19 protein-coding genes are annotated in these 19,099 nt (G+C 63.2%); 6 read left to right on the top strand and 13 right to left on the bottom strand.

Annotated elements, in window-relative coordinates; translation table 11 throughout:
* Window positions 1-107: 107 nt before the first annotated feature.
* Entirely contained in the window at window positions 108-368 is a 261-nt protein-coding gene (locus RhoBH5_RS28135) for a glutaredoxin family protein (protein ID WP_003941953.1), read from the bottom strand.
* 200 nt (window positions 369-568) lie between these two features.
* Here RhoBH5_RS28135 and RhoBH5_RS28130 point away from each other — a divergent pair, with 200 nt between their 5' ends.
* Window positions 569-1,564 (top strand): HAD family hydrolase, encoded by a 996-nt coding sequence (locus tag RhoBH5_RS28130; protein WP_003941873.1) that lies wholly within the window; start codon window positions 569-571, stop codon window positions 1,562-1,564.
* A 39-nt stretch (window positions 1,565-1,603) separates the two neighbouring features.
* Here RhoBH5_RS28130 and RhoBH5_RS28125 read toward each other — a convergent pair whose 3' ends face one another.
* From RhoBH5_RS28125 to RhoBH5_RS28095, 7 genes are all read right to left on the bottom strand, one after another.
* Entirely contained in the window at window positions 1,604-2,641 is a 1,038-nt protein-coding gene (locus RhoBH5_RS28125; protein WP_042923247.1) for a lysophospholipid acyltransferase family protein, read from the bottom strand.
* Window positions 2,638-3,771: an NAD-dependent epimerase/dehydratase family protein gene (locus RhoBH5_RS28120; RefSeq protein WP_007735316.1), complete on the bottom strand. Its 1,134-nt coding sequence runs from the start codon at window positions 3,769-3,771 to the stop codon at window positions 2,638-2,640. Before RhoBH5_RS28120 ends, RhoBH5_RS28125 begins: the two co-directional genes overlap by 4 nt.
* Before the next feature lie 217 nt (window positions 3,772-3,988).
* Window positions 3,989-4,090 carry a 30S ribosomal protein bS22 gene (locus RhoBH5_RS28115; protein ID WP_003402602.1) on the bottom strand — a complete coding sequence of 34 codons (102 nt, stop codon included), beginning with the start codon at window positions 4,088-4,090 and terminating at the stop codon, window positions 3,989-3,991.
* 244 nt (window positions 4,091-4,334) lie between these two features.
* A complete protein-coding gene (locus RhoBH5_RS28110) occupies window positions 4,335-4,571 on the bottom strand; it encodes a helix-turn-helix domain-containing protein (RefSeq protein ID WP_003941845.1) in 237 nt (78 codons plus the stop codon).
* A 126-nt stretch (window positions 4,572-4,697) separates the two neighbouring features.
* Complete coding sequence (proC, locus tag RhoBH5_RS28105) at window positions 4,698-5,513, bottom strand: pyrroline-5-carboxylate reductase (RefSeq protein ID WP_003941923.1); 816 nt, start codon at window positions 5,511-5,513, stop codon at window positions 4,698-4,700.
* 34 nt (window positions 5,514-5,547) lie between these two features.
* Window positions 5,548-6,393 carry a thioesterase family protein gene (locus RhoBH5_RS28100; protein ID WP_042923249.1) on the bottom strand — a complete coding sequence of 282 codons (846 nt, stop codon included), beginning with the start codon at window positions 6,391-6,393 and terminating at the stop codon, window positions 5,548-5,550.
* Entirely contained in the window at window positions 6,390-7,028 is a 639-nt protein-coding gene (locus RhoBH5_RS28095) for a MerR family transcriptional regulator (RefSeq protein WP_042453006.1), read from the bottom strand. The genes RhoBH5_RS28100 and RhoBH5_RS28095 overlap by 4 nt, the downstream gene beginning before the upstream one ends.
* Before the next feature lie 150 nt (window positions 7,029-7,178).
* Here RhoBH5_RS28095 and RhoBH5_RS28090 point away from each other — a divergent pair, with 150 nt between their 5' ends.
* The 4 genes from RhoBH5_RS28090 to RhoBH5_RS28075 all read left to right on the top strand — a co-directional run bounded on the left by RhoBH5_RS28090 (window position 7,179) and on the right by RhoBH5_RS28075 (window position 13,194).
* Window positions 7,179-7,802, top strand: a complete 624-nt coding sequence (locus RhoBH5_RS28090) for a TetR/AcrR family transcriptional regulator (protein ID WP_003942051.1) — start codon at window positions 7,179-7,181, stop codon at window positions 7,800-7,802.
* Window positions 7,803-7,957: 155 nt separating this feature from the next.
* On the top strand, window positions 7,958-9,424 hold the full coding sequence (locus tag RhoBH5_RS28085; RefSeq protein WP_058227475.1) for a wax ester/triacylglycerol synthase domain-containing protein: 1,467 nt from the start codon (window positions 7,958-7,960) through the stop codon (window positions 9,422-9,424).
* A gap of 3 nt (window positions 9,425-9,427) precedes the next feature.
* Complete coding sequence (locus RhoBH5_RS28080) at window positions 9,428-11,764, top strand: glycerol-3-phosphate 1-O-acyltransferase (protein ID WP_007735324.1); 2,337 nt, start codon at window positions 9,428-9,430, stop codon at window positions 11,762-11,764.
* Window positions 11,761-13,194, top strand: coding sequence for an HAD-IB family hydrolase (locus RhoBH5_RS28075; protein WP_003941905.1), 1,434 nt, complete (start codon window positions 11,761-11,763; stop codon window positions 13,192-13,194). The genes RhoBH5_RS28080 and RhoBH5_RS28075 overlap by 4 nt, the downstream gene beginning before the upstream one ends.
* On the opposite strand, the gene RhoBH5_RS28070 is transcribed toward RhoBH5_RS28075, so the two are convergent.
* From RhoBH5_RS28070 to RhoBH5_RS28060, 3 genes are read right to left on the bottom strand one after another with little or no spacing between them, the layout of a single operon-like run.
* Window positions 13,174-14,058, bottom strand: a complete 885-nt coding sequence (locus RhoBH5_RS28070) for a sugar phosphate isomerase/epimerase family protein (RefSeq protein ID WP_042923251.1) — start codon at window positions 14,056-14,058, stop codon at window positions 13,174-13,176. The two genes, RhoBH5_RS28075 and RhoBH5_RS28070, sit on opposite strands and share 21 nt — an antisense overlap.
* Before the next feature lie 7 nt (window positions 14,059-14,065).
* Window positions 14,066-15,199, bottom strand: coding sequence for a hypothetical protein (locus tag RhoBH5_RS28065; protein WP_270009039.1), 1,134 nt, complete (start codon window positions 15,197-15,199; stop codon window positions 14,066-14,068).
* The gene (locus tag RhoBH5_RS28060) at window positions 15,199-16,149 is read right to left on the bottom strand and encodes a Ppx/GppA phosphatase family protein (protein ID WP_003941975.1); all 951 of its coding nucleotides are present in this window, start codon (window positions 16,147-16,149) and stop codon (window positions 15,199-15,201) included. Before RhoBH5_RS28060 ends, RhoBH5_RS28065 begins: the two co-directional genes overlap by 1 nt.
* A gap of 66 nt (window positions 16,150-16,215) precedes the next feature.
* On the opposite strand from RhoBH5_RS28060, the gene RhoBH5_RS28055 reads away from it, so the two are divergent.
* The gene (locus RhoBH5_RS28055) at window positions 16,216-17,001 is read left to right on the top strand and encodes a hypothetical protein (protein ID WP_003941928.1); all 786 of its coding nucleotides are present in this window, start codon (window positions 16,216-16,218) and stop codon (window positions 16,999-17,001) included.
* Window positions 17,002-17,088: 87 nt separating this feature from the next.
* On the opposite strand, the gene RhoBH5_RS28050 is transcribed toward RhoBH5_RS28055, so the two are convergent.
* Together RhoBH5_RS28050 and RhoBH5_RS28045 are read right to left on the bottom strand one after the other, a co-directional pair.
* Window positions 17,089-17,778: a response regulator transcription factor gene (locus RhoBH5_RS28050; protein WP_003942020.1), complete on the bottom strand. Its 690-nt coding sequence runs from the start codon at window positions 17,776-17,778 to the stop codon at window positions 17,089-17,091.
* Complete coding sequence (locus RhoBH5_RS28045) at window positions 17,775-19,010, bottom strand: sensor histidine kinase (protein WP_003941938.1); 1,236 nt, start codon at window positions 19,008-19,010, stop codon at window positions 17,775-17,777. Before RhoBH5_RS28045 ends, RhoBH5_RS28050 begins: the two co-directional genes overlap by 4 nt.
* Window positions 19,011-19,099: the final 89 nt, after the last annotated feature.

Below are 19,099 nucleotides of genomic sequence, written 5' to 3'. Positions count from 1 at the left end.
TTCACACCACGGTAACCGCTTGTGAACCCATGCACAAAGTTGCTCGAGACGGGTTCGATGTGCCGTTCACCTGCAAAGCGGCTCCGCGGACAACTTTGAGGGTTGCCTTACTTGCGTAAATCGTCACGAAGGCGCTCCTCGTCGACTTCCCAGTAACCGTGCTCGCGTCCGTCGAGAAGAATGACGGGCAATCTGTCTCCGTACTCCGCTCTCAGCTCTGGATCCGTCGCGGCAGCTTCGTCCACGTCGATGCACGTCAATTCCAGCTCGAACTCGGAACAGACCCGTCGCAGGACCTCCGCCGCGCCGACGCAGGACGCGCATCCTGCGCGTGTCAACAGGGTCACTTCATGCGTAGCTGCAGTCATCGACGCATACCTTTCTTCTACGGGGACGCCATCTACTTGATCGGTCGAGTGTGCCTCCGGAGCCCCACTCGGTGCCAAATCGGCGGAGAGGAACGTCACACACCACAGGGAAGGTCACCATCCAACCCATCGGGCCTCATCGCGGAGGATAGGCTGACTCGAAGAGTTCTCTGCTCGAGAATGCAACACGGGAGGTGCGGGTGCCTGCGCGATCACTACCGAACGGCTCCGGATTCGGATCAGGGCTTGCCGGGGTCATTCTCCCCGGACGTCGCCATGTGAAGAATCCGCTGGGCCCGAGTGAGTCGGAAGTTCGAGCCAATCTCGCCGGCGAGGCGAGCGCTGACGCAGCTCTGGCATTGCACGAAGCTGCCAACCCCACAGAACCGGAAACCGGCGAAGAGCCCCCGGCCGTTCCGCGCGACCTCACGGCCGCCGCATTCTTCGACGTCGACAACACCATGGTGCAGGGTGCGTCGATCATCCACTTCGCCCGTGGTCTCGCTGCACGAAAGTATCTCAAGACCTCGGATCTGGTGGATTTCGCGTGGAAGCAGATCAAGTTCCGAGTCACCGGCCGAGAAAGTAGCGACGACGTCGCCGAAGGCCGCGAGAAAGCACTGTCCTTCGTGGCCGGTCGATCCACCGCCGAACTCGCCCGCCTCGGCGAGGAGATCTACGACGAGGTCATCGCCGACAAGATCTGGCCAGGCACGAGGGCGTTGGCCCAGATGCACCTCGACGCCGGACAACAGGTGTGGTTGGTGACGGCAACTCCGGTCGAACTGGCTCAGGTCATCGCCGAGAAACTGGGATTGACCGGCGCCTTGGGCACTGTCGCCGAGAGTGAGGACGGCGTCTTCACCGGCCGACTCGTCGGCGACATCCTGCACGGCATGGGCAAGGCGCACGCCGTACGGACGTTGGCGGTGCGTGAAGGACTCAATCTCAAGCGCTGTTCCGCCTACTCCGACAGCCACAACGACGTTCCGATGCTCTCGTTGGTGGGGACACCGGTGGCGATCAATCCCGACGCAGATCTTCGTGAACTCGCGAAGAACCGCGGGTGGGAAGTTCGCGATTTCCGCACCGGACGAAAGGCCGCCAAGATCGGCGTACCGACGGCGCTGGTGCTCGGAGCGGTCGGCGGGGCGCTCGCGGCAATTCTCGCCAGGCGCAAAGAACAGAACGTCTGAGCGGGTTCGGTCCGGATCGAGCAGCGATCCGGACCGAACTCAGCCGAGAAAGACGTTGCGACGCTTGGCCAACAGTCGATACAGCGTCTGCTGAATGGTTTCCCGGACGTGGTCCGTGACCTCGAACAGGACCATCGGATCGTCGGCGGCACCGCTCTCGAAGGTGTCGGTGACGATGGGCTTTCCGAACTCGATGTACCACTTCGACGGCAACGGAACCAGGCCGAGCGGCCCGAAGTGTGGAAACAGCGGTGTCACCGGGAAATACGGAAGACCGAGAACGCGTGCGAGTGTGGTGAGATCACCGATTTTGGGATAGATCTCCTCCGAACCCACGATCGAGCACGGAATGATCGGAACACCGGTTCGCATTGCGGCCGACACGAAGCCACCGCGCCCGAACCGCTGCAACTTGTACCGCTCACTGAACGGTTTCCCGATGCCCTTGAATCCTTCCGGGAACACGGCCGCGACTTCACCGTCGTTGAGCAGACGCTCGGCGTCGGGGTTGCAGGCCAACGTATGACCGGCTTTGCGCGCCAGTCCACCCACCACTGGCATCTCGAATGCCATGTCCGCAGCCAACATTCGCAGTGGACGATGCGCTGGATGGTGATCGTGCACGGCAACCGACGTCATCAGTCCGTCGATCGGGATCACACCGGCGTGGTTGGCGACCACAAGCGCTCCCCCGGTGAGGGGAATGTTCTCGATCCCACTGACCTCGACGCGAAACCACTTCTCGAACAACGGGCGCAACATCGGCATGACGACGTTGTCCGCGAAATGCGGGTCGAATCCGAACTCGTCGACCTCGTAGTCGCCCGACACCCGACGTCGGAAGAATTCTGCTGCCGAGGCGATCTGGTCGACGATCGCCGACCTGGCCGAATCGACGAACGTGCTCTCACCGCCGTGGTCGGCCGCCGAGGACACTCCGGACGGATGCCGACGTTCACTTTGTTCACGGATGTCACGCTCCGCACCGGTGACGGACTCACGCGAACGGGAAGTTGCCGACTTTCCGGTGTGAGTTGCGCTGGGCCGCAGGGGAATTACCTTCGCCACGTCAGTCACCCCTTCACCGCACTTCGTCCCGACAGCGGCATGTGCATCACGTCTGCACTTGTTGCCGCCGCGGCGGTGTCACCGCCGAGGATGGTGGTCAACGCATTCTCCGCCCGATCGATCCACTCGGACTTGATGATCCGGCGCGTCTGCATCGCACGCATGAAATCGTCGAGTGCTTGCATGGTGGTCCATCGCGGCTCGAACCCCAGCTCGCTGCGCATGCGAGTGGTGTCGAGTCCGCAGCCGAACCGGAAGTACTCGAGTTGCTCGTCGGTGTACAGCCTCATGGACGACCCCACCAACGCGCTCCCGACGCTGCGGAACAGAGCGAGCGGCATGGGAACTTCCACCCTGCCTGCCCGGCGGATCGCCTGCGACATCATGACCACTCCGTCGCCGGCGATGTTGTACGTACCCGAAGCGTGTCCGATGGTCGCCTTCTCCAGCGCCGCGAGGGCATCCTCGACGTGGAGCAATTGCAGGCGCGCGTTGCGCCCGACGATGGTGGGCACGAGTGGGGCGGTGACGTAGTGCCCGACGGTTGCAGTCAGCTGAGGTCCGATCAACGGCGCCAACCGCAGAATCCCGACCGAGATGTCCGGGCGCCGACGCCCCATTCCGCGGAGGTATCCCTCGATCTCGAGGCTGTCGCGGGCATATCCGCCCGGCGGCCGGCGGCGCGCACTCATTTCTTCGGTGAACTGAGCGGGATCCTTGGCACTGCACCCGTAGACGACCGAAGCCGAGCGCAGGATCACCTTGCGAACCGTCGGCGCTTTCTGGCAGACCGCGAACAGTTGCATGGCGCCGATGACGTTCATGTCCTTCATCGCGGCGCGGCTGCCGGCTTTGGGGGCTTTCTGAAGCGTCGACGCGTGCACGACGGTGTCGACCTCGGCGTTTCGGATCACTTTGCCGATCAGCGGATTGCGGATGTCTGCTCGCACGAATTCCGCGCGGCCCATTCTGCGCATCATGTCCTTGCTCGGACTGACGGCGTCGACGGCGATGACACGCTCGATCGACGGATTCTGCGCAAGCCTGGTCACCAGGTAGCCGCCGAGAAATCTGCTCGCCCCGGTCACCAGTACGACGCGAGGCGTCGTGCCCCCTGAAGTGTTGTCACCTTCAACCACCAAGTACCCCCATATCCAGTAGAAACGCGCTCTGCCGAAGCGTCCCTCCCGCGATTTTCCCCCACTTTACGGGCAGAGGGGGTCCCGCGCTGACTACCCAAATTTCGGCCATTCAAGACAAACCGCCCAGCCAATGAGACGTGGCACACATCGCTTCCCCCCGAATATGCTGATGCCCGCCACCCCGGAAGGGGTGGCGGGCATCAACAGGTACTGCTTATTTACCGAGTTTCCTGCGCTGTACTCGGGTACGACGAAGCAGCTTGCGGTGCTTCTTCTTCGACATGCGCTTGCGACGCTTCTTGATCACTGAACCCATAGCGGGTGTCCCTCACGTTCTTCTCTAGCGTTCCTGCGCACGCCGGTCACGTACGCCTGCGCCAAGCAATTGGCGCCTGGCCCTCGTTTTAACTAGCTCAGCGCCTTACGACACCAGCTTGCTGGTACGACAGTGACTCATCGTACCGGTGTGGAGTCACTCGGCATAAACCGAGCCTCCGGCACAGCAACCGCTGTGCCCGCGACTCGGCTCACGCCGAGGTCATCCTCTTCGAACCGGCTGGTCAGCCGGCATCGAAGTACGAGGTTTCGAGGTAATCGTGTACTGCCTTCGCATGTACACGGAACGAACGGCCCACTCGTACAGCAGGCAATTCGCCACTGTGTACCAACCGGTACACAGTCATTTTCGACACCCTCATCAAAGTTGCTACCTCAGCAACAGTGAGGAATTGCGTGCCGGCCACTGCCGGCTTTCCGTCGTGGGACGAACCCATGGACGGCTTGTTTGCAGACACCATTAATCCACATACCTCCAGCACGACTCGCGCCGCCGGCTTCCCCTCCGGCGGAACAGACACGTACGTACTAAGTCGAGCTTAGCTGTACTGGTGGGGTTAAAGCGACGGGTGTGGCTAAACGGACGACTAATCCGCAGCTGCACCCATCGCGGCCGAGCGCGACTTGGCGGCATCCAAGGCATCGAAGAACGCCGTCCGCAGGCCGCCCGCTTCGAGCTGACGCAGTGCCGCAGCCGTCGTTCCGCCCGGTGACGTCACTGCGGCGCGAAGATCCGTCGCGCTGTCGCCGGTGCGATCGAGCATCGCTGCGGAACCGACCATCGTCTGCACCACCAATTCGGTAGCGACCGGGCGCGTCAGGCCGAGACCGACTCCCGCGTCGATCATCGCTTCGGCGACCAGAAAGAAGTAGGCCGGGCCGGAACCGGAGACAGCCGTGACCGCGTCGATCTGCGATTCGGGAACCGTGACCACCTTGCCGACGCTGCCGAGGATGCCGCGTACGAGCTCGAGATGCTCGGCCTTGACGTGCCGTCCGGGCGAGAGCACGCTCACGCCCTCCCCGACCAACATGGGGGTGTTCGGCATGACGCGGATGACCGGGAACCCTGCGGGCAGACGCGTTTCGAAGAATCCCGTGGGGATTCCCGCCGCAAGGGAAACGATCAATTGTTCGAGGTCGCCGTCCAGATCGACCTTCGTCAACGCCGTGAGCGCTGACTCGACGTCGTTCGGCTTCACCGCGATGACGATGACGTCCGCACCCTCGGCGGCATCGGCGACCGTGCTGACGCGGATGGAGTATTCGGCGATCAATTCGTCTGCGCGAGGCTGATATTGCTCGGCGACGACCAGATCCTTGATGGCGTGGCCGGCCTGCAACAGCCCGGAGATCAGCGCCTCGCCGATCTTGCCGCCACCGATAATCGCAATTCTTGTCATGGCGAACAGCCTGCCACGACCGCAGCGATCGACCCTAGCGGGGCATCATCGCCAATTGACGACTCTGGACGACGACTGCGCCCGTCGAATCGAGAACAGCATGATCCTCTTCGAACCACGTGCTGCCCAGAACATCCGAGCTCGCCCGCACGCGAAGCCATCCCGGCGTCGGCAGTCGGCGCAGGTACGTCGTCAACTGCACGGTCGGCGCCCACCCGAACAGGCCGCGGTTCATCGTCACCGGCGCGCTGATGTCACCCGCCATGATCGCGAACAGCACAGCGGTGTCGAGGTCGTTTTCGTCCTCGGGTCGAGGACGGACCCACATCCTGACCTCGGCCTCGCCTTGGCTGCCGGTCAGGAAGTGCGCCGAGGTGGTGTCGATTCGCATGTCGCAACCCTGACCGACATGCACGACCTGCGCCATCGGGTGATCGCCGATGACTGCCACCGCACTCTCCGGCGGTTCCGGTGACATGTCGTCGATCGACGAGGCCGTGACGAAGGTGGGGTCGCCGTCATCGGGGAATCCGAGCGTGACCGCCGCGCGAACAGCGCTGCGGCCCGCCTGGCTCAACTCGACGTCGAACAACGCGACCTGGCGTCCCTGCTTTCGGACGATCACCTCCAGTTCGACTTCACCCGGATCTGGGGCCGACAGATAGTTGGCGCTCACCGCGAGTGGCTGCATCTTCAGAAGCGAGTCGTTCTCACCTGCGCCGTCTCGCAGACATCGACGCGCGGCAGCGGCGCACACAGCCATCATGGAGCCGCCGTGCACTTTCGGCCCGATGGTCCAGATCGAATCGATCGTTGCTGTGTATCGCCCGTCGCCGAGCGAGGTGAGGCGATTGAGATCTTGAAAGGGACTGGTGCTCATCGATTTTCCTGTTCGGTGCTTTCTCGGTGTTGCGGGAAATGTCGTGCGGCCAAATCTTGGTGCGCCAGGCGTCGCAAAGCTGTCAGGACGGGTTCGTACATGGCGGTTCCGAGGACCGCATAGCGAATGCCGTCCTCGGTCGAACTGGTAGGCATCAGCTCGATTTCCACTTCGGCAATCCCTCGGATGTGGTCGCCGTAGGCGCGCAGGCGCTCGTCCGAGAGACTCAGTCCTGCATCCTCGAGGCCGATCAGTGCCCGCTCGAGGTGCGCGACCGCCACGTACCTCGGCTCGAAGACCTGACCGAGAAACTCCAGAACCTTGCGAGCTCTGGGGAACTCTGGATCCGGTTCAGGTTCGACGTACGGGGGTAGTTGCGCGATTGCGCGGCCGAAAGTCTCGAATTCGGATCGCTCGTCAGTGTCCACCAGTTCGAGCACCGCGCGAATCCGTGGAATCGCGAGTCCCGCCCCGGCCAGGGCCCTGATCAACGCGAGTCGCCGGACGTGCTGTTCGCCGTACCTCGCTCCCGTTGCGCTGGTCGGCTCACCAGGCATCAGCAGACCTTCACGGAGGTAGTACTTGATAGTGGCCAGTGCAACGCCGGACTGTGCGGCCAGTTCGGAAACCTTCACCGCTCCTCCGTCCAACTCGCTCGACCCTTTACTGGATAGTGATGCTATCCAATGGTGGCCGAGCATCGGTAAGGAGGACACGCCTTGCGCTAGGGTTGAACCTTCTTTAGTCACACCACCAGAAATTTCCGAACGGAGCGAACAGGCGGAATGACGGATTTGCAGTCGGAGGCTCAGCCCGACGAACAGTGGCGCATCGTGGAACCACTGACGCTGACTCCCCTGCTCACCGCCGCACTCGAGGTGTTCCACGAACTCGGTTACCACGGAGCGTCGGTTCGTGACATCGCAAAACGTGCCGGTGTCACCGTGCCGACGCTGTATTACCACCACGGCAACAAACAGGGCATCCTCGTCGCGCTGATGGAACCGGGCATCGAGAACGTCACCGCACGCGCGAGCGCTGCGGTCGACGCTGCCGGACCGTCGCCGACGGCACAGTTCGGCAATCTCGTCGAGGCGTGTGTTCTGCACATGACCAGTCGCTCCGACATAGCCTTCCTCGATTCCGAACTGCGATACCTCGAGGACGCGGAACGAAAGAGCTACGCCGCCAAGCGAAAGAAGCTCGAGAACCTACTCGTCGACGTACTGACGGCAGGCGTCGAGAGCGGTGAGTTCACGGTCCCGGACATCACCGGAACGGGCCGTGCACTACTGGGAATGTGTCAGTCCGTCGTCCTCTGGTATCGACTCGACGGACCGCAGACTCCGCGCGAAGTCAGTGTTCTTTACCGCGAGATAGCCCTGAAAGCCGTCGGCGTCACTTCTTGAGCACTGAACTTCCCGGCATGTCCGATTAGCCCTTAACTGACGAACGTCACACCTGTCGGCTGACACCGAAACCGGGACGCGCCCACGGTCGCGGGTCCACACTTAGAAGCAGAGATGCGCGGGGTGGATCCGCAGACCGAGGGAGTTCTTGACGTATGGCCAACAGCAATCCATTTGTTCCTCCTAGCGCGGTCGACGTCGACCTTTCCGCGGTCGCCTGGGGGGCGAACCGCACGATGTCCGACTTCGAGACTGGAATGTGGCGGATGGAAGAGGCGCAGCCGCAACTGCGCTCACCGATCGTTGCGGTAGAGGTACTCGATCGTGCCCCGGACTGGGATCGACTTCTCGACGCAGTCGAGTGGGCATCGCACGTGGTTCCGCGTATTCGTATGCGAGCAGTGGAACCGGCAATGCAGCTGGGCAATCCGGTGTGGTCCGTCGATCCCGAGTTCGACATCGGCTACCACCTACGACGCGTCCGCTTACCTGCACCGGCGGACTTCGATCACGCACTGCGCATGTGTCGTCACCTTGCGACGGAACCTTTCGACAAGGCTCGACCGCCGTGGAGCGCGCTGCTCATCGAAGGTCTCGACGACGGTCGCGCCGTGTTCGTGGTCAAGACTCACCACTCCATCACCGACGGCATGGGCGGCATCCAGATGATGACGCTCCTGCACAGCAGACGCCCGGACCCCACTCCGAACAAGCCCGACCGCACACCGCCTGCTCCTGAGCATCTGTCGTCGGTGGGCGCCTTCGGCGAGGAGGTCGTCAGCGAGATCCGGCGTGCGCCCTCGCGTATCGCCAAGCTGGTCCGTGGTGCCACCAATGTTGCGACCACGGCGATCTCGAGTCCGATCACGACTGCTTCCGAGGTCCTCGGTTACGCCAATTCACTCCGCAAGATCGTCACTCCCCCAGCTCGTTCCGGTTCCCCTCTGCTCCACGATCGTGGTCTCGGACGGTGGTTCGGAACTCTCGAAGTGGGTGTTCCCGAGCTCAAGGCCGGAGCAAAAGCTGCCGGCGGCTCACTCAACGACGCGTACGTCGCCGCTTTGCTCGGCGGCTTCCATCGCTACCACGAAGCCTTCGGGCAATCCGTCGACAGCATTCCGATGGGTATGCCGATCAGCATGCGTACGGGCGCAGACGCCAACGGCGGCAACCGGTTTGCAGCCGTTCGCTTCAACGGCCCGGTCTCCGAAACGGATCCGGCCAAACGCATCAGGCAGGTGCGAGAGATCGTTCTGAGTCTGCGTGAGGAACCGGCGTTGGACGCTATCGACGTCGCCGCCCCGATCCTCGCCCGCCTGCCGAATTATCTACTCGCGAACTGGTATCTGTCCCAGTCGACGGGTCTGGACCTGCAGGCCAGCAACGTCGCCGGCGTACCGGTACCGGTCTATCTCGCCGGAGCGAAGATCGAGCGGATGTTCCCGTTCGGCCCGGCGCCCGGTTGCGCGGCAATGGCGACACTGGTCTCCCACGTCGGGGTGTGCTGTATCGGAATCAATCTCGACACCGCTGCGATCACAAAACCCGCGCTGCTGATGCAGTGCTTGCAGGAGAGCCTGGACGAGATCGTCGCTCTCGGAGTCACAACGGAAGGTGCGTGAGTCATGAGCGAGAACACGACCAACCCGCGCGTGTACCTCACCGAAACCATGACAGAGGCCGAAGCCGGCGTGCTGCGAAAGTGGCTTGCCGACAAGGCAAGCTCATCCGAAACTCGGCCGGTCACCGTCAACATCACCGACAAGACCCTGGCAGAACTGGCGGCACGGACCGACGACCCGATGCTCGCACCGCTTCGCGTGGTGTGGATTCCGGACACCCATACCAAGCACAACGTCGCGGTGCGACTACGTGATGCGCTGGCACCACGCGATCCTCTCCACCCCGGACGCGGTGCACAACGCAGAACCCTGCGCACCGACCCCTCTCGGTGCCAGGTCATCGAAGGTGAACCCGCACCACTGAGCGATCTCGAGCGCCGCCTCGAAAAGAGCGGTGGCGGTTCGCTACCGGAGTTCATCCGACGGCAGGCCGCTCTGGCACTCGAACGCGCCGAATTGGGCCTACTGGGTGGCCAGTACAAGGTGTCACGGTTCGTCGTCGACGAGATCACCGACACCCGCCGATTCGCCACCGAGGTCATGGCTTTGGCCGACCGGTTGAACATCGCCGTCGCCGAAGTCGATCGCCGCGCACGTGAAGCTCTCGAAGAAATGGTTGCCACCCAGAGTCGCCAAGCCATCGCGGTGTGGGATCGCCTGGGCCGCTACTTCGCTCGCGCCTACAAGCTGGACGTGGACACGAGCCGCTTCGAGGAACTCCGTGAGCTGAACAAGGAACACTCACTGGTCTTCCTCCCCAGTCACCGTTCGTACCTCGATCCCCTCGTCCTGCGTCCGGCGTTGATCGCGAACGGCTTGCCGCTCAATCACGTCATGGGCGGCCTCAACATCAGTTTCTGGCCCATGGGCTCGATCCTCAAGCGCAGCGGCACCGTCTTCATTCGTCGAAGCATCGGCAACGACGAGGTCTACAAGTGGTCGATGCACGAGTACATGCGCTATCTGCTGACCAAGCGCTTCAATCTGGAGTGGTACATCGAAGGTGGACGCGGACGTACCGGGAAACTACGCCCGCCGCGCTTCGGTCTCCTGACCTACCTGACCAAGGCATTTCAGGTCAGCGGAGCGTCCGACGTGTACCTCGTCCCGGTTGCGCTGAGCTACGACCAACTCTACGAGGTCGGGGCCATGGCTGCCGAGGCGCTCGGCGCCGAGAAGACACCGGAAGGCCTGCGCTGGATGGTGGGTTACGTACGCGCCCAGGGAAAACGCAACGGTGTCGCGCACGTGACCATCGGCCGGCCGCTCTCACTCGCGGACGCACTCAGCCAGGAAACCGATCAGCGCCTCGCCATTCAGAAGGCCGGCATCGAGGTGTGTCACCGCATCAACGAGGTCACCCCGGTGACCGTGTCTTCACTGGCGATGTTGGCGTTCCTCGGAATCGAAGACCGGGCGTTGACAGTTCGTGAACTCACCGCGATTCTCACGCCGCTGTTCGGCTACATCACCGCGCGAAATCTTCCGATCGCCGGCGACGTCGAACTGTCCGATCCGCGTGTCATCGAGAAGGCATTGCAGACACACGTCGATTCCGGGGTGCTCGAGCGCTTCGATCGGGGCGGCGAGCAGGTCTTCTACCTCGGCAAGGACCAGCATCTTGTCGCTGCCTTCTACCGCAACAACACGATTCACTTTCTTGTCGTGCGTGCCATCACCGAACTCGTACTTCAGGCAGCCGTCGAAGAGCGGTTCGAGGACCCCATCGGGGACGGGTGGGCAGAGGCCAAGCGCATCCGAGATTTGTTGAAATTCGAGTTCTTCTTCAGTGACCGGGACACGTTCGAGCAGGAGATGCGGACCGAGCTGACGCTGATCGACCCCGAGTGGGAAACCGTCATGGCCGACGACAAACGAACCGAGCACATGATCGAGACGGTTCGCCCGTACCTCGCGCACCGCGTGCTCCAACCGTTCCTCGAGGCGTACCAGGTTGTCGCCGATCAGCTTGTGCTCGCGCCGATTTCGACATCGTTCGACGAAAAGTCGTTCATCAGCAACTGCATCGACGTCGCACATCAGCGTCGACTGCGGCAGCAGATCGCCAGCAACGAATCCGTCTCCGGTGAGTTGTTCGCCACCGCACTGAATTTGGCGCGCAACCGTAACTTGATCGAAGTCGACGACGACGGAGTCCGGGCCAGGCGCCTGGCATTCGCTGCCGAGATCAAGGTTCAGGTCGAGCGCCTGCGTCACCTTCGCGCACTCGCGCATGCACGACTCGATCAGGTGGCGATGCCGGTACCGGACGCCGCTGCGGTAGTGACCATTCCAGAAGCAAACCGAGCGCCCGCCGCGAACGAGGAAGTAGGACTGTGACCGGACTCGAGCGTCTGCACTCCGCCATCGAAGCCGCCCCGCCCGGGCCCGGAACGATCGCCGCCTTCGACCTCGACGGCACCTTGATCAGCGGGTACTCGGCCAGCGTTGTGTACCGAGACCGCCTGCGACGCTTGGATATCAGCGTCGGCGAACTCTTGCGCACCACCGGTGCCGCGATCGACACCCAATTCCGCGGTGCTGACGTCGGAGCACTCATGGACATCGGCGTTCGAGCCTTGGGCGGCCGTACCGTCGAGGAACTGAACGACTGGGGGCGACGGCTGTTCAAGCAGGAAATCGCCGCGATGATCTACCCGGAAGCCCGCGGGCTGCTGGCGGCACACCGGCGAGCCGGCCACACGATCGTGATGGCTACGTCGGCGACTCCGTTCCAGGCCAAGTACGTCGCCGAAGATCTCGACATCGAAGACGTGCTGTGCACCGAACCCGAAGTCGTCGACGGCATGCTCACCGGCGAACTGTCTTCGCCCGCACTGTGGGGGCCGGCCAAGGCCAATGCCCTTGCAGGCTATGCCGAGAAGATGGGCGCCGATCTGAAGAACGCGTTTGCGTACTCCAACGGTGTCGAAGACGTCTTCATGCTCGAGGCCGTCGGGCGACCTGTCGCGTTGAATCCCGATCGTGGTCTGGCCAAGATCGCGTTGCGCAATCACTGGCCTTCGGTCAGCCTGCGTAAACCGCAACGAGGCGCAACACCGATCTCCACGATCCGAACGGCGACGGCCATGGGCGCGCTTGCTGCCACCGCCGCCCTCGGTGCGTCGGCAGGCATTGTCACCGGGAACCGTCAACTGGGTGCGAACCTGGTCGGCACGTACGGCCCCGACATCTCGCTCTCACTGCTGGGCATCGACGTCGAGATCGACGGCGAGCACAACGTGTGGGATCACCGCCCGGCGGTGTTCATGTTCAACCATCAGAGTTCCCTGGACATGTTGGTCCTGGGCACCGTGATCAAGCGTGACGTGACCGGCGTCGCGAAGAAGGAAGCGGCAAGCGATCCGCGGTTCATGCCCGTCGGTGCACTGCTCGACGTCGCCTACATCGACCGCACCGACACCACGAAGGCGAAGGCTGCACTGCAACCGGCAGTAGACAAGCTGAAGAATGGTGTCTCGATAGTCATAGCTCCGGAGGGCACCCGTTCTCCGACGCCACGTCTGGGCCCTTTCAAGAAGGGTGGATTCCACTTGGCGATCCAAGCCGGTGTGCCGATCGTGCCCGTGGTGATTCACAACGCGGGTGAACGGATGTGGCGCAATTCGCTTGTCGCCCATCCAGGCCCGGTCTATGTCTCGGTGCTCGATCCCATCTCGACCGAAGGCTGGGAGACCAAAGACCTCGACGCACACGTCGAGAAGGTGCGCGCGCAGTTCGAAGCTGCGCTACTTGCCGGCCACCGCTGAGCGTGCCAGGTGCTCGCGTGCAAACGCGAGCGCCTGCGCCAGCATCGACGACCGCTCCCGCCGGGTGCGCGCGTTCTGCGTGTTGATCTCGATGACTGCCTGGCCGCTGAATTCGCTCGCAGCCAATTGCTGACACAACTCCGCGCACGGCTGTGAGCCATGCCCCGGAATCAGGTGCTCGTCCATCGACGCCCCGCGACCGTCGGCCAGGTGCAGGTGCTCGAGCCCCTTGCCCATGCGGGAGGCCAACTCCAGGGCATCCATGCCCGCCGTTGCGGTGTGCGACAGGTCGAGTGTGTAGTGAGCATGATCGGAATCGGTCGGGTCGTACGACGGACTGAACGCGGACAACGCTGCCCCTGGACCGCCACGTTTACGCAGACGCTCCGCGGACTTGTCCTTGCCGCCGAAGAAGCTGTCGGCGCGCATGGGGAACATGTTCTCCACCGCCACCACGACGCTGCTCTTCGATTCGAGTTCGACAACCTGTTCCGCGAAGCCTTCGGCGTACTTGCGCTGCCACCGGAACGGCGGGTGGACGACCACCGTCGTCGCTCCCAAGGTTTCGGCGGTGCGCACCGAACGCTCGAGCTTCTCGACCGGATCGGAACCCCACACGCGCTGCGAAATCAGCAGACACGGCGCATGCACGGCCTGCACCGGAATGGCGTACTTGCGAACGAGGGCAGCGACAGCACCGATGTCCTGACTCACGGATTCGGCCCACACCATCAGTTCGACACCGTCGTATCCGAGATCAGCGGCGTAGCGAAATGCCGCTTCCGTGTTCTCCGGATACACCGAAGCCGTCGACAGGCCGACGGCTATCGGCCGACGAACCATGCGCTGCGATCCCCCGATCATCGTCCGATCAACCCGAGGTCAACAAGAACGCCAGTGGACCGAGCGTCACGATCATGCCGACGACCACCGCGATCACGAAACTCGTGATGTCGTCCGTCTTCCGCAGAACCCGCACGACGGCAACCAGGCCGACGATCACGATCAGCGCGAGCACCAACGCCACCCACGGCAGCATGTCCCACAGCTTCTCGAAGCCCTTGAACATCGCGCCGCCGACGATCAGTGCAACAACCACCTGACCGGCAAGCACTGCCCATTCACGGATCGAGTTACGCTCGCCTGCCTCTTCCGCTGCCGGTTCGGCTTCGACATCGGACTCCGCGGCGGCACTGGTCTTTTTTGCACCGTCATCGACAGCCGGCGCCTTGACCAGATCGACCACGGCGGTGGATTCGGCCTCGCCGGCATCCGCGTCTGCGATCTTGTCGATCAGTTCGGTGCTCTCTTCCGGCGCGGCCGGAGCAGGAGCAGTCGGTGCAGGTGCCTTCACGACTGGAGTGGGGACACGCGGCGGCAGGATCGGCGGACGCAACGACGGCGACTGCGTTGCGGCGCGCTCCTGACGCATCAGGTCGCCCGCCAGGGTCTGACCCGACAGCAGGGCTGGTTCCTGCGTTACCTGCGTCGGTGACGAGGAGTTGAGCGGTGCCCGGCTCACCCACTGCCCGGGCGAGGACTTCGAGATCTGTCCCGGCGAAGGTGTGGAAGTCGGCTTCGGAGTGGTGACCGGCGGCGCAGCAACCGGCTTCGACTCACCCTTGGGTGCCTGCGGCTCGTCATCGTCATCGTCGTCGTCGAACGAGACGGCGAAGGCTGCGGTGCGATCGGCGGGAACCTTCGGTGCCGGTTCGACTGACTTGGCGGTTTCCGCGACAGCCTCGGCCGGCGCTGAAGGTGCAGAGTTCTCCGGCGCAGCGGTTTCCGGCGCAGCGGCTTCAGGCTGGGCTGCTGGTTCGTCGGACTCGGGCTCGGCGGCCGCGCGCGATCCCGACTGGCGAACGATCGGGATCTCACCCGTCAGTTCGGCGACGGAGATGCCACCGGCTACGCCGCGCCGGCGTCGTCCACCTCGGGATTCGACGCTCTGACCGTTCCGCTTGAGCAGTTCCGCTACGGAAATCTGCTGACTGTCCTCGGTCATCAAGCACTCACCACCAATTCACCGCCCATTTCTGTGTCGAGCTTTCGCAGAATCAGACCCTCACGCAGTGCCCAGGGACAAATTTCCAGTTCGTCCACTCCGAGCGCCCGCATGGTTGCCTCTGCGATGAGCGCGCCGGCCACAATCTGCTGTGACCGATCCGAGCTCACTCCTTCCAATTCTGCACGGTCCGCTGCCGTCATCCTGGATATGAAGGCTATGAGTTGCCTGAGTCCGCTGGAAGTCAGGGTCCGTTTTGCCCGGGGGCCTGCGGCAGAAGGGGCCGCGCCGGTGAGCCGAGCCAACGATCGGAAGGTCTTCGAAGTCCCGACCGTGCGGTCCCAGTCGCCGGCGGCGCGCAGTTCCTTGGCTGGTCCGACCAACTCCGCGTCCAGCCAGTCGCGCAATACAGCGACCCGGCGCTTGCCCGGCGGATCAGCCTGTAGCCAGTCGCGCGTCAACCGTCCGGCACCGAGTTGCAGTGAGAAGGCGACGTCCGGATCCTCGTCACCACCTGCGGTGAGTTCGAGCGAGCCGCCGCCGATGTCCAGGTTCAGGATGCGTCCGGCGCTCCAGCCGTACCAGCGGCGCACGGCCAGAAAGGTCAAGCGGGCTTCGTCGACCCCGGAGAGAACCTCGAGGTTGACTCCGGTCTCGGCGCGGACGCGGGCGAGTACGGCTTCGGAATTGTTGGCGTCACGGACCGCGGAAGTGGCAAAAGCCATCATTTCCTCGCACCCGGACGTCTTGGCGATACCGGCGAATTCGGAAACCGTCGACACCAACCGATCGGCTCCTGACGTGGTGATATCGCCGCGGTCGTCAGTGTTTTCTGCCAGCCTCAACGTGGACTTGGTCGAGCTCATGGGTGTTGGGTGGCCGCCCCGATGGGCGTCCACAACCAATAGATGGACGGTATTGCTTCCGACGTCGAGTACCCCTAGTCGCACATCGCCACGTTACTGGGTCTACGGTCGGCCCTTGTGACAGCAGGTAACCCAGACCGGTCCCACAAGATGACTCCGAGCCCCGAGGTCGATCTCGATTTCCCGCGCGAATGGGTCGAATTTGTCGATCCGGATAACTCCGAACACCTCATTTCCGCTGATATGACGTGGTTGCTCTCGCATTGGACCTGCGTGTTCGGCACGCCGGCGTGTCAGGGCATCATCGGAGACCGCCCGGACGACGGTTGCTGCTCGCACGGCGCTTTCCTCTCCGATCAGGAAGATCAGGACAAGCTCGATGCGTCAGTGAAAATGCTCACAGCCGAAGACTGGCAGTTCATGGAAAAGGGTCTCGGCAAGAAGGGCTACGTCGAAGAAGACGACCTCGAGGACGAGCCCGCGCTGCGCACCCGCCGCTACAAAGGAGCGTGCATCTTCCTCAACCGGCCGGGTTTTGCCGGAGGCGAGGGCTGCGCTCTGCATTCCATGGCGCTCAAGAAGGGCATCGAGCCGCTCGAGGTGAAACCGGACGTGTGCTGGCAGCTACCGATCCGCCGCACCCAGGACTGGGTCGACCGGCCGGACGGCGTCCAGATCCTCAAGACCACGATCACCGAGTACGACCGCCGCGGCTGGGGTGAGGGCGGCGACGACCTCGCCTGGTACTGCTCCGGCTCCCCCGACGCTCATGTCGGGGAGCGGCAGGTCTGGCAGTCCTACGGGCCCGAGTTGACGGAACTTCTCGGAAAGCGCGCGTACGACGAGCTGGCTCGCCTCTGCAGGCGTCGCGCGGGCCTCGGCCTCATCGCAGTCCATCCGGCGACCACGATCGCTCAGAACAAAGCTCAGGGCTGACTCCGCCTGAACAAAAAGAATTCAGCCGCTCACACGATCGTGTGAGCGGCTGAATTCTTCTCGACATTTCTTCTCGACGAGGTTCGATCACGCTTCGAGCTTGTAACCCAATCCACGGACCGTGACCAGATGTTCCGGCTTGGCCGGATCCGATTCGATCTTCGAACGCAACCGCTTCACGTGTACGTCAAGGGTTTTGGTGTCACCGACGTAGTCGGCGCCCCAGACTCGGTCGATCAACTGTCCGCGGGTCAGCACCCGACCGGAGTTGCGGAGCAGGTACTCGAGGAGATCGAACTCCTTGAGCGGCAACGTCACCGGGTTACCCGCGACCTGCACGACGTGGCGCTCGACGTCCATCCGTACCGGTCCGGCCTCGAGCACCCCGTTGTCGGAGGCGAGGTCCGCCTCGTTCTCCACCCCGCGGCGCAGCACCGCACGGATGCGAGCGATCAGCTCGCGCGCCGAATACGGTTTGGTCACATAGTCGTCCGCACCGAGTTCCAGGCCGACAACCTTGTCGATCTCACTGTCACGCGCCGTCACCATGATGACGGGAACGCCGGAGCGCGACCGCAGCGCCTTGCAGACGTCCGTGCCACTCATGCCGGGCAGCATGAGGTCGAGCAGGACGATGTCCGCTCCGGAGCGATCGAATTCCGCCAACGCCGACGGTCCGTCGTTGACGATGGTGGTCTCGAAGCCTTCCTTGCGGAGCAGGAACGCCAGCGGGTCCGCCAAGGACTCCTCGTCCTCCACAATCAGCACACTCGTCATCGTTTGGCCTCCATGCCGTTTTCTCTACTGCCTTGTTCTCGTCTGCCGATCCGCGTGGAACCGGCGGTTCCCGCGTCGTCAGAGTCGATGTCGTCGTCCGACTCCACGTGTGCCGGTATCTGCAACGTGAAGGTAGACCCTGTACCCGGTTTGCTCCACAGTTCGATGGAGCCGTTGTGATTGGCCGCGACGTGTTTGACGATCGCCAACCCCAGACCGGTTCCACCGGTCTGCCGTGACCGCGCCTTGTCCACGCGGAAGAATCTCTCGAACACTCGCTCCTGGTCCGCTTTCGCGATGCCTTCTCCTCGGTCGGTGACTGCGATCGCGACATTGTCGCCGCGTACCGACCGACTGACGGAAACCGGAGAACCCTTGGGCGAGTATGCAATAGCGTTCTCGATGAGGTTGGACAATGCCGTGACGAGGAGAGTCTGATCCCCGAGTACTTCCAGCCCACTCGGATGGTCGGTGGTGACCGTGATCCCGGCGGCCTCGGCCGACAGATTCGACCTCGACAGTGCTTCGGACACCACGGTGTCGACGTCGACCACGTCGAGATCCGGCAGCTTCTCGGCACCTTGCAGACGCGAGAGTGCGATCAACTCGGTGACCATCTTGCCCAGACGAATCGACTCACCGAGCACCCGTTCGCCGAAGTGGCGCACCGATTCCGGGTCGTCAGCGGACTCGAGCAGCGCCTCCGCGAGCAGGCTCATCGCACCGACCGGCGTCTTGAGTTCGTGGCTGACGTTCGCGACGAAATCGCGTCGGGTCGCCTCCATGCGGACCTGCTCGGAATCGTCGTCGGCGAACAGGACCACGAAGTTGCGATCGTCCTTGCTGAGCAACCGGGCCGTGCCACGTACCGCGATCTTGTCGCGGCCCCGCTGAGCGGTCTGCGCCGTCAGATCGACCTCGACGGGTTGACCCGTCCGCAGAACTTCCTGAGCAGCCCGCCAAGCTCGCTCGTCGACCAGACGATTCTTGACGAGACCGAGTTCCTCGGCGCGAGGATTGAAGAGCACGACGTCGTGAAAACCGTCGACGACGGCGATACCGCTTTCCGAAGCCAACACGATGAGGTCGAGAACCTGGGACATCGTGAGCCCGGTCTGTTCGTCCGAGCGCTGACTCTGGCGCGACGACAGCCTGGGTACCAGCACCCCGCCGACGAGGTAGCCGACCAAGCCGGCGACCACGACCAGCAGCACTGCAATCACGACACTCACGGCGCAATCGTACGTTCGCGCGAAGAGTCGGTTACGGCGGGTTCGGACGTTCCCACCCGCGTAATCCGCCAGGTGGACGGCGTTGGTTC

It is taken from the genome of Rhodococcus sp. BH5, from assembly GCF_027583855.1.
Lineage (GTDB): Bacteria > Actinomycetota > Actinomycetes > Mycobacteriales > Mycobacteriaceae > Rhodococcus_F > Rhodococcus_F qingshengii.
Note: the sequence above shows the minus strand (reverse complement) of the source record. Positions and strands in the feature narration are given on the sequence as shown.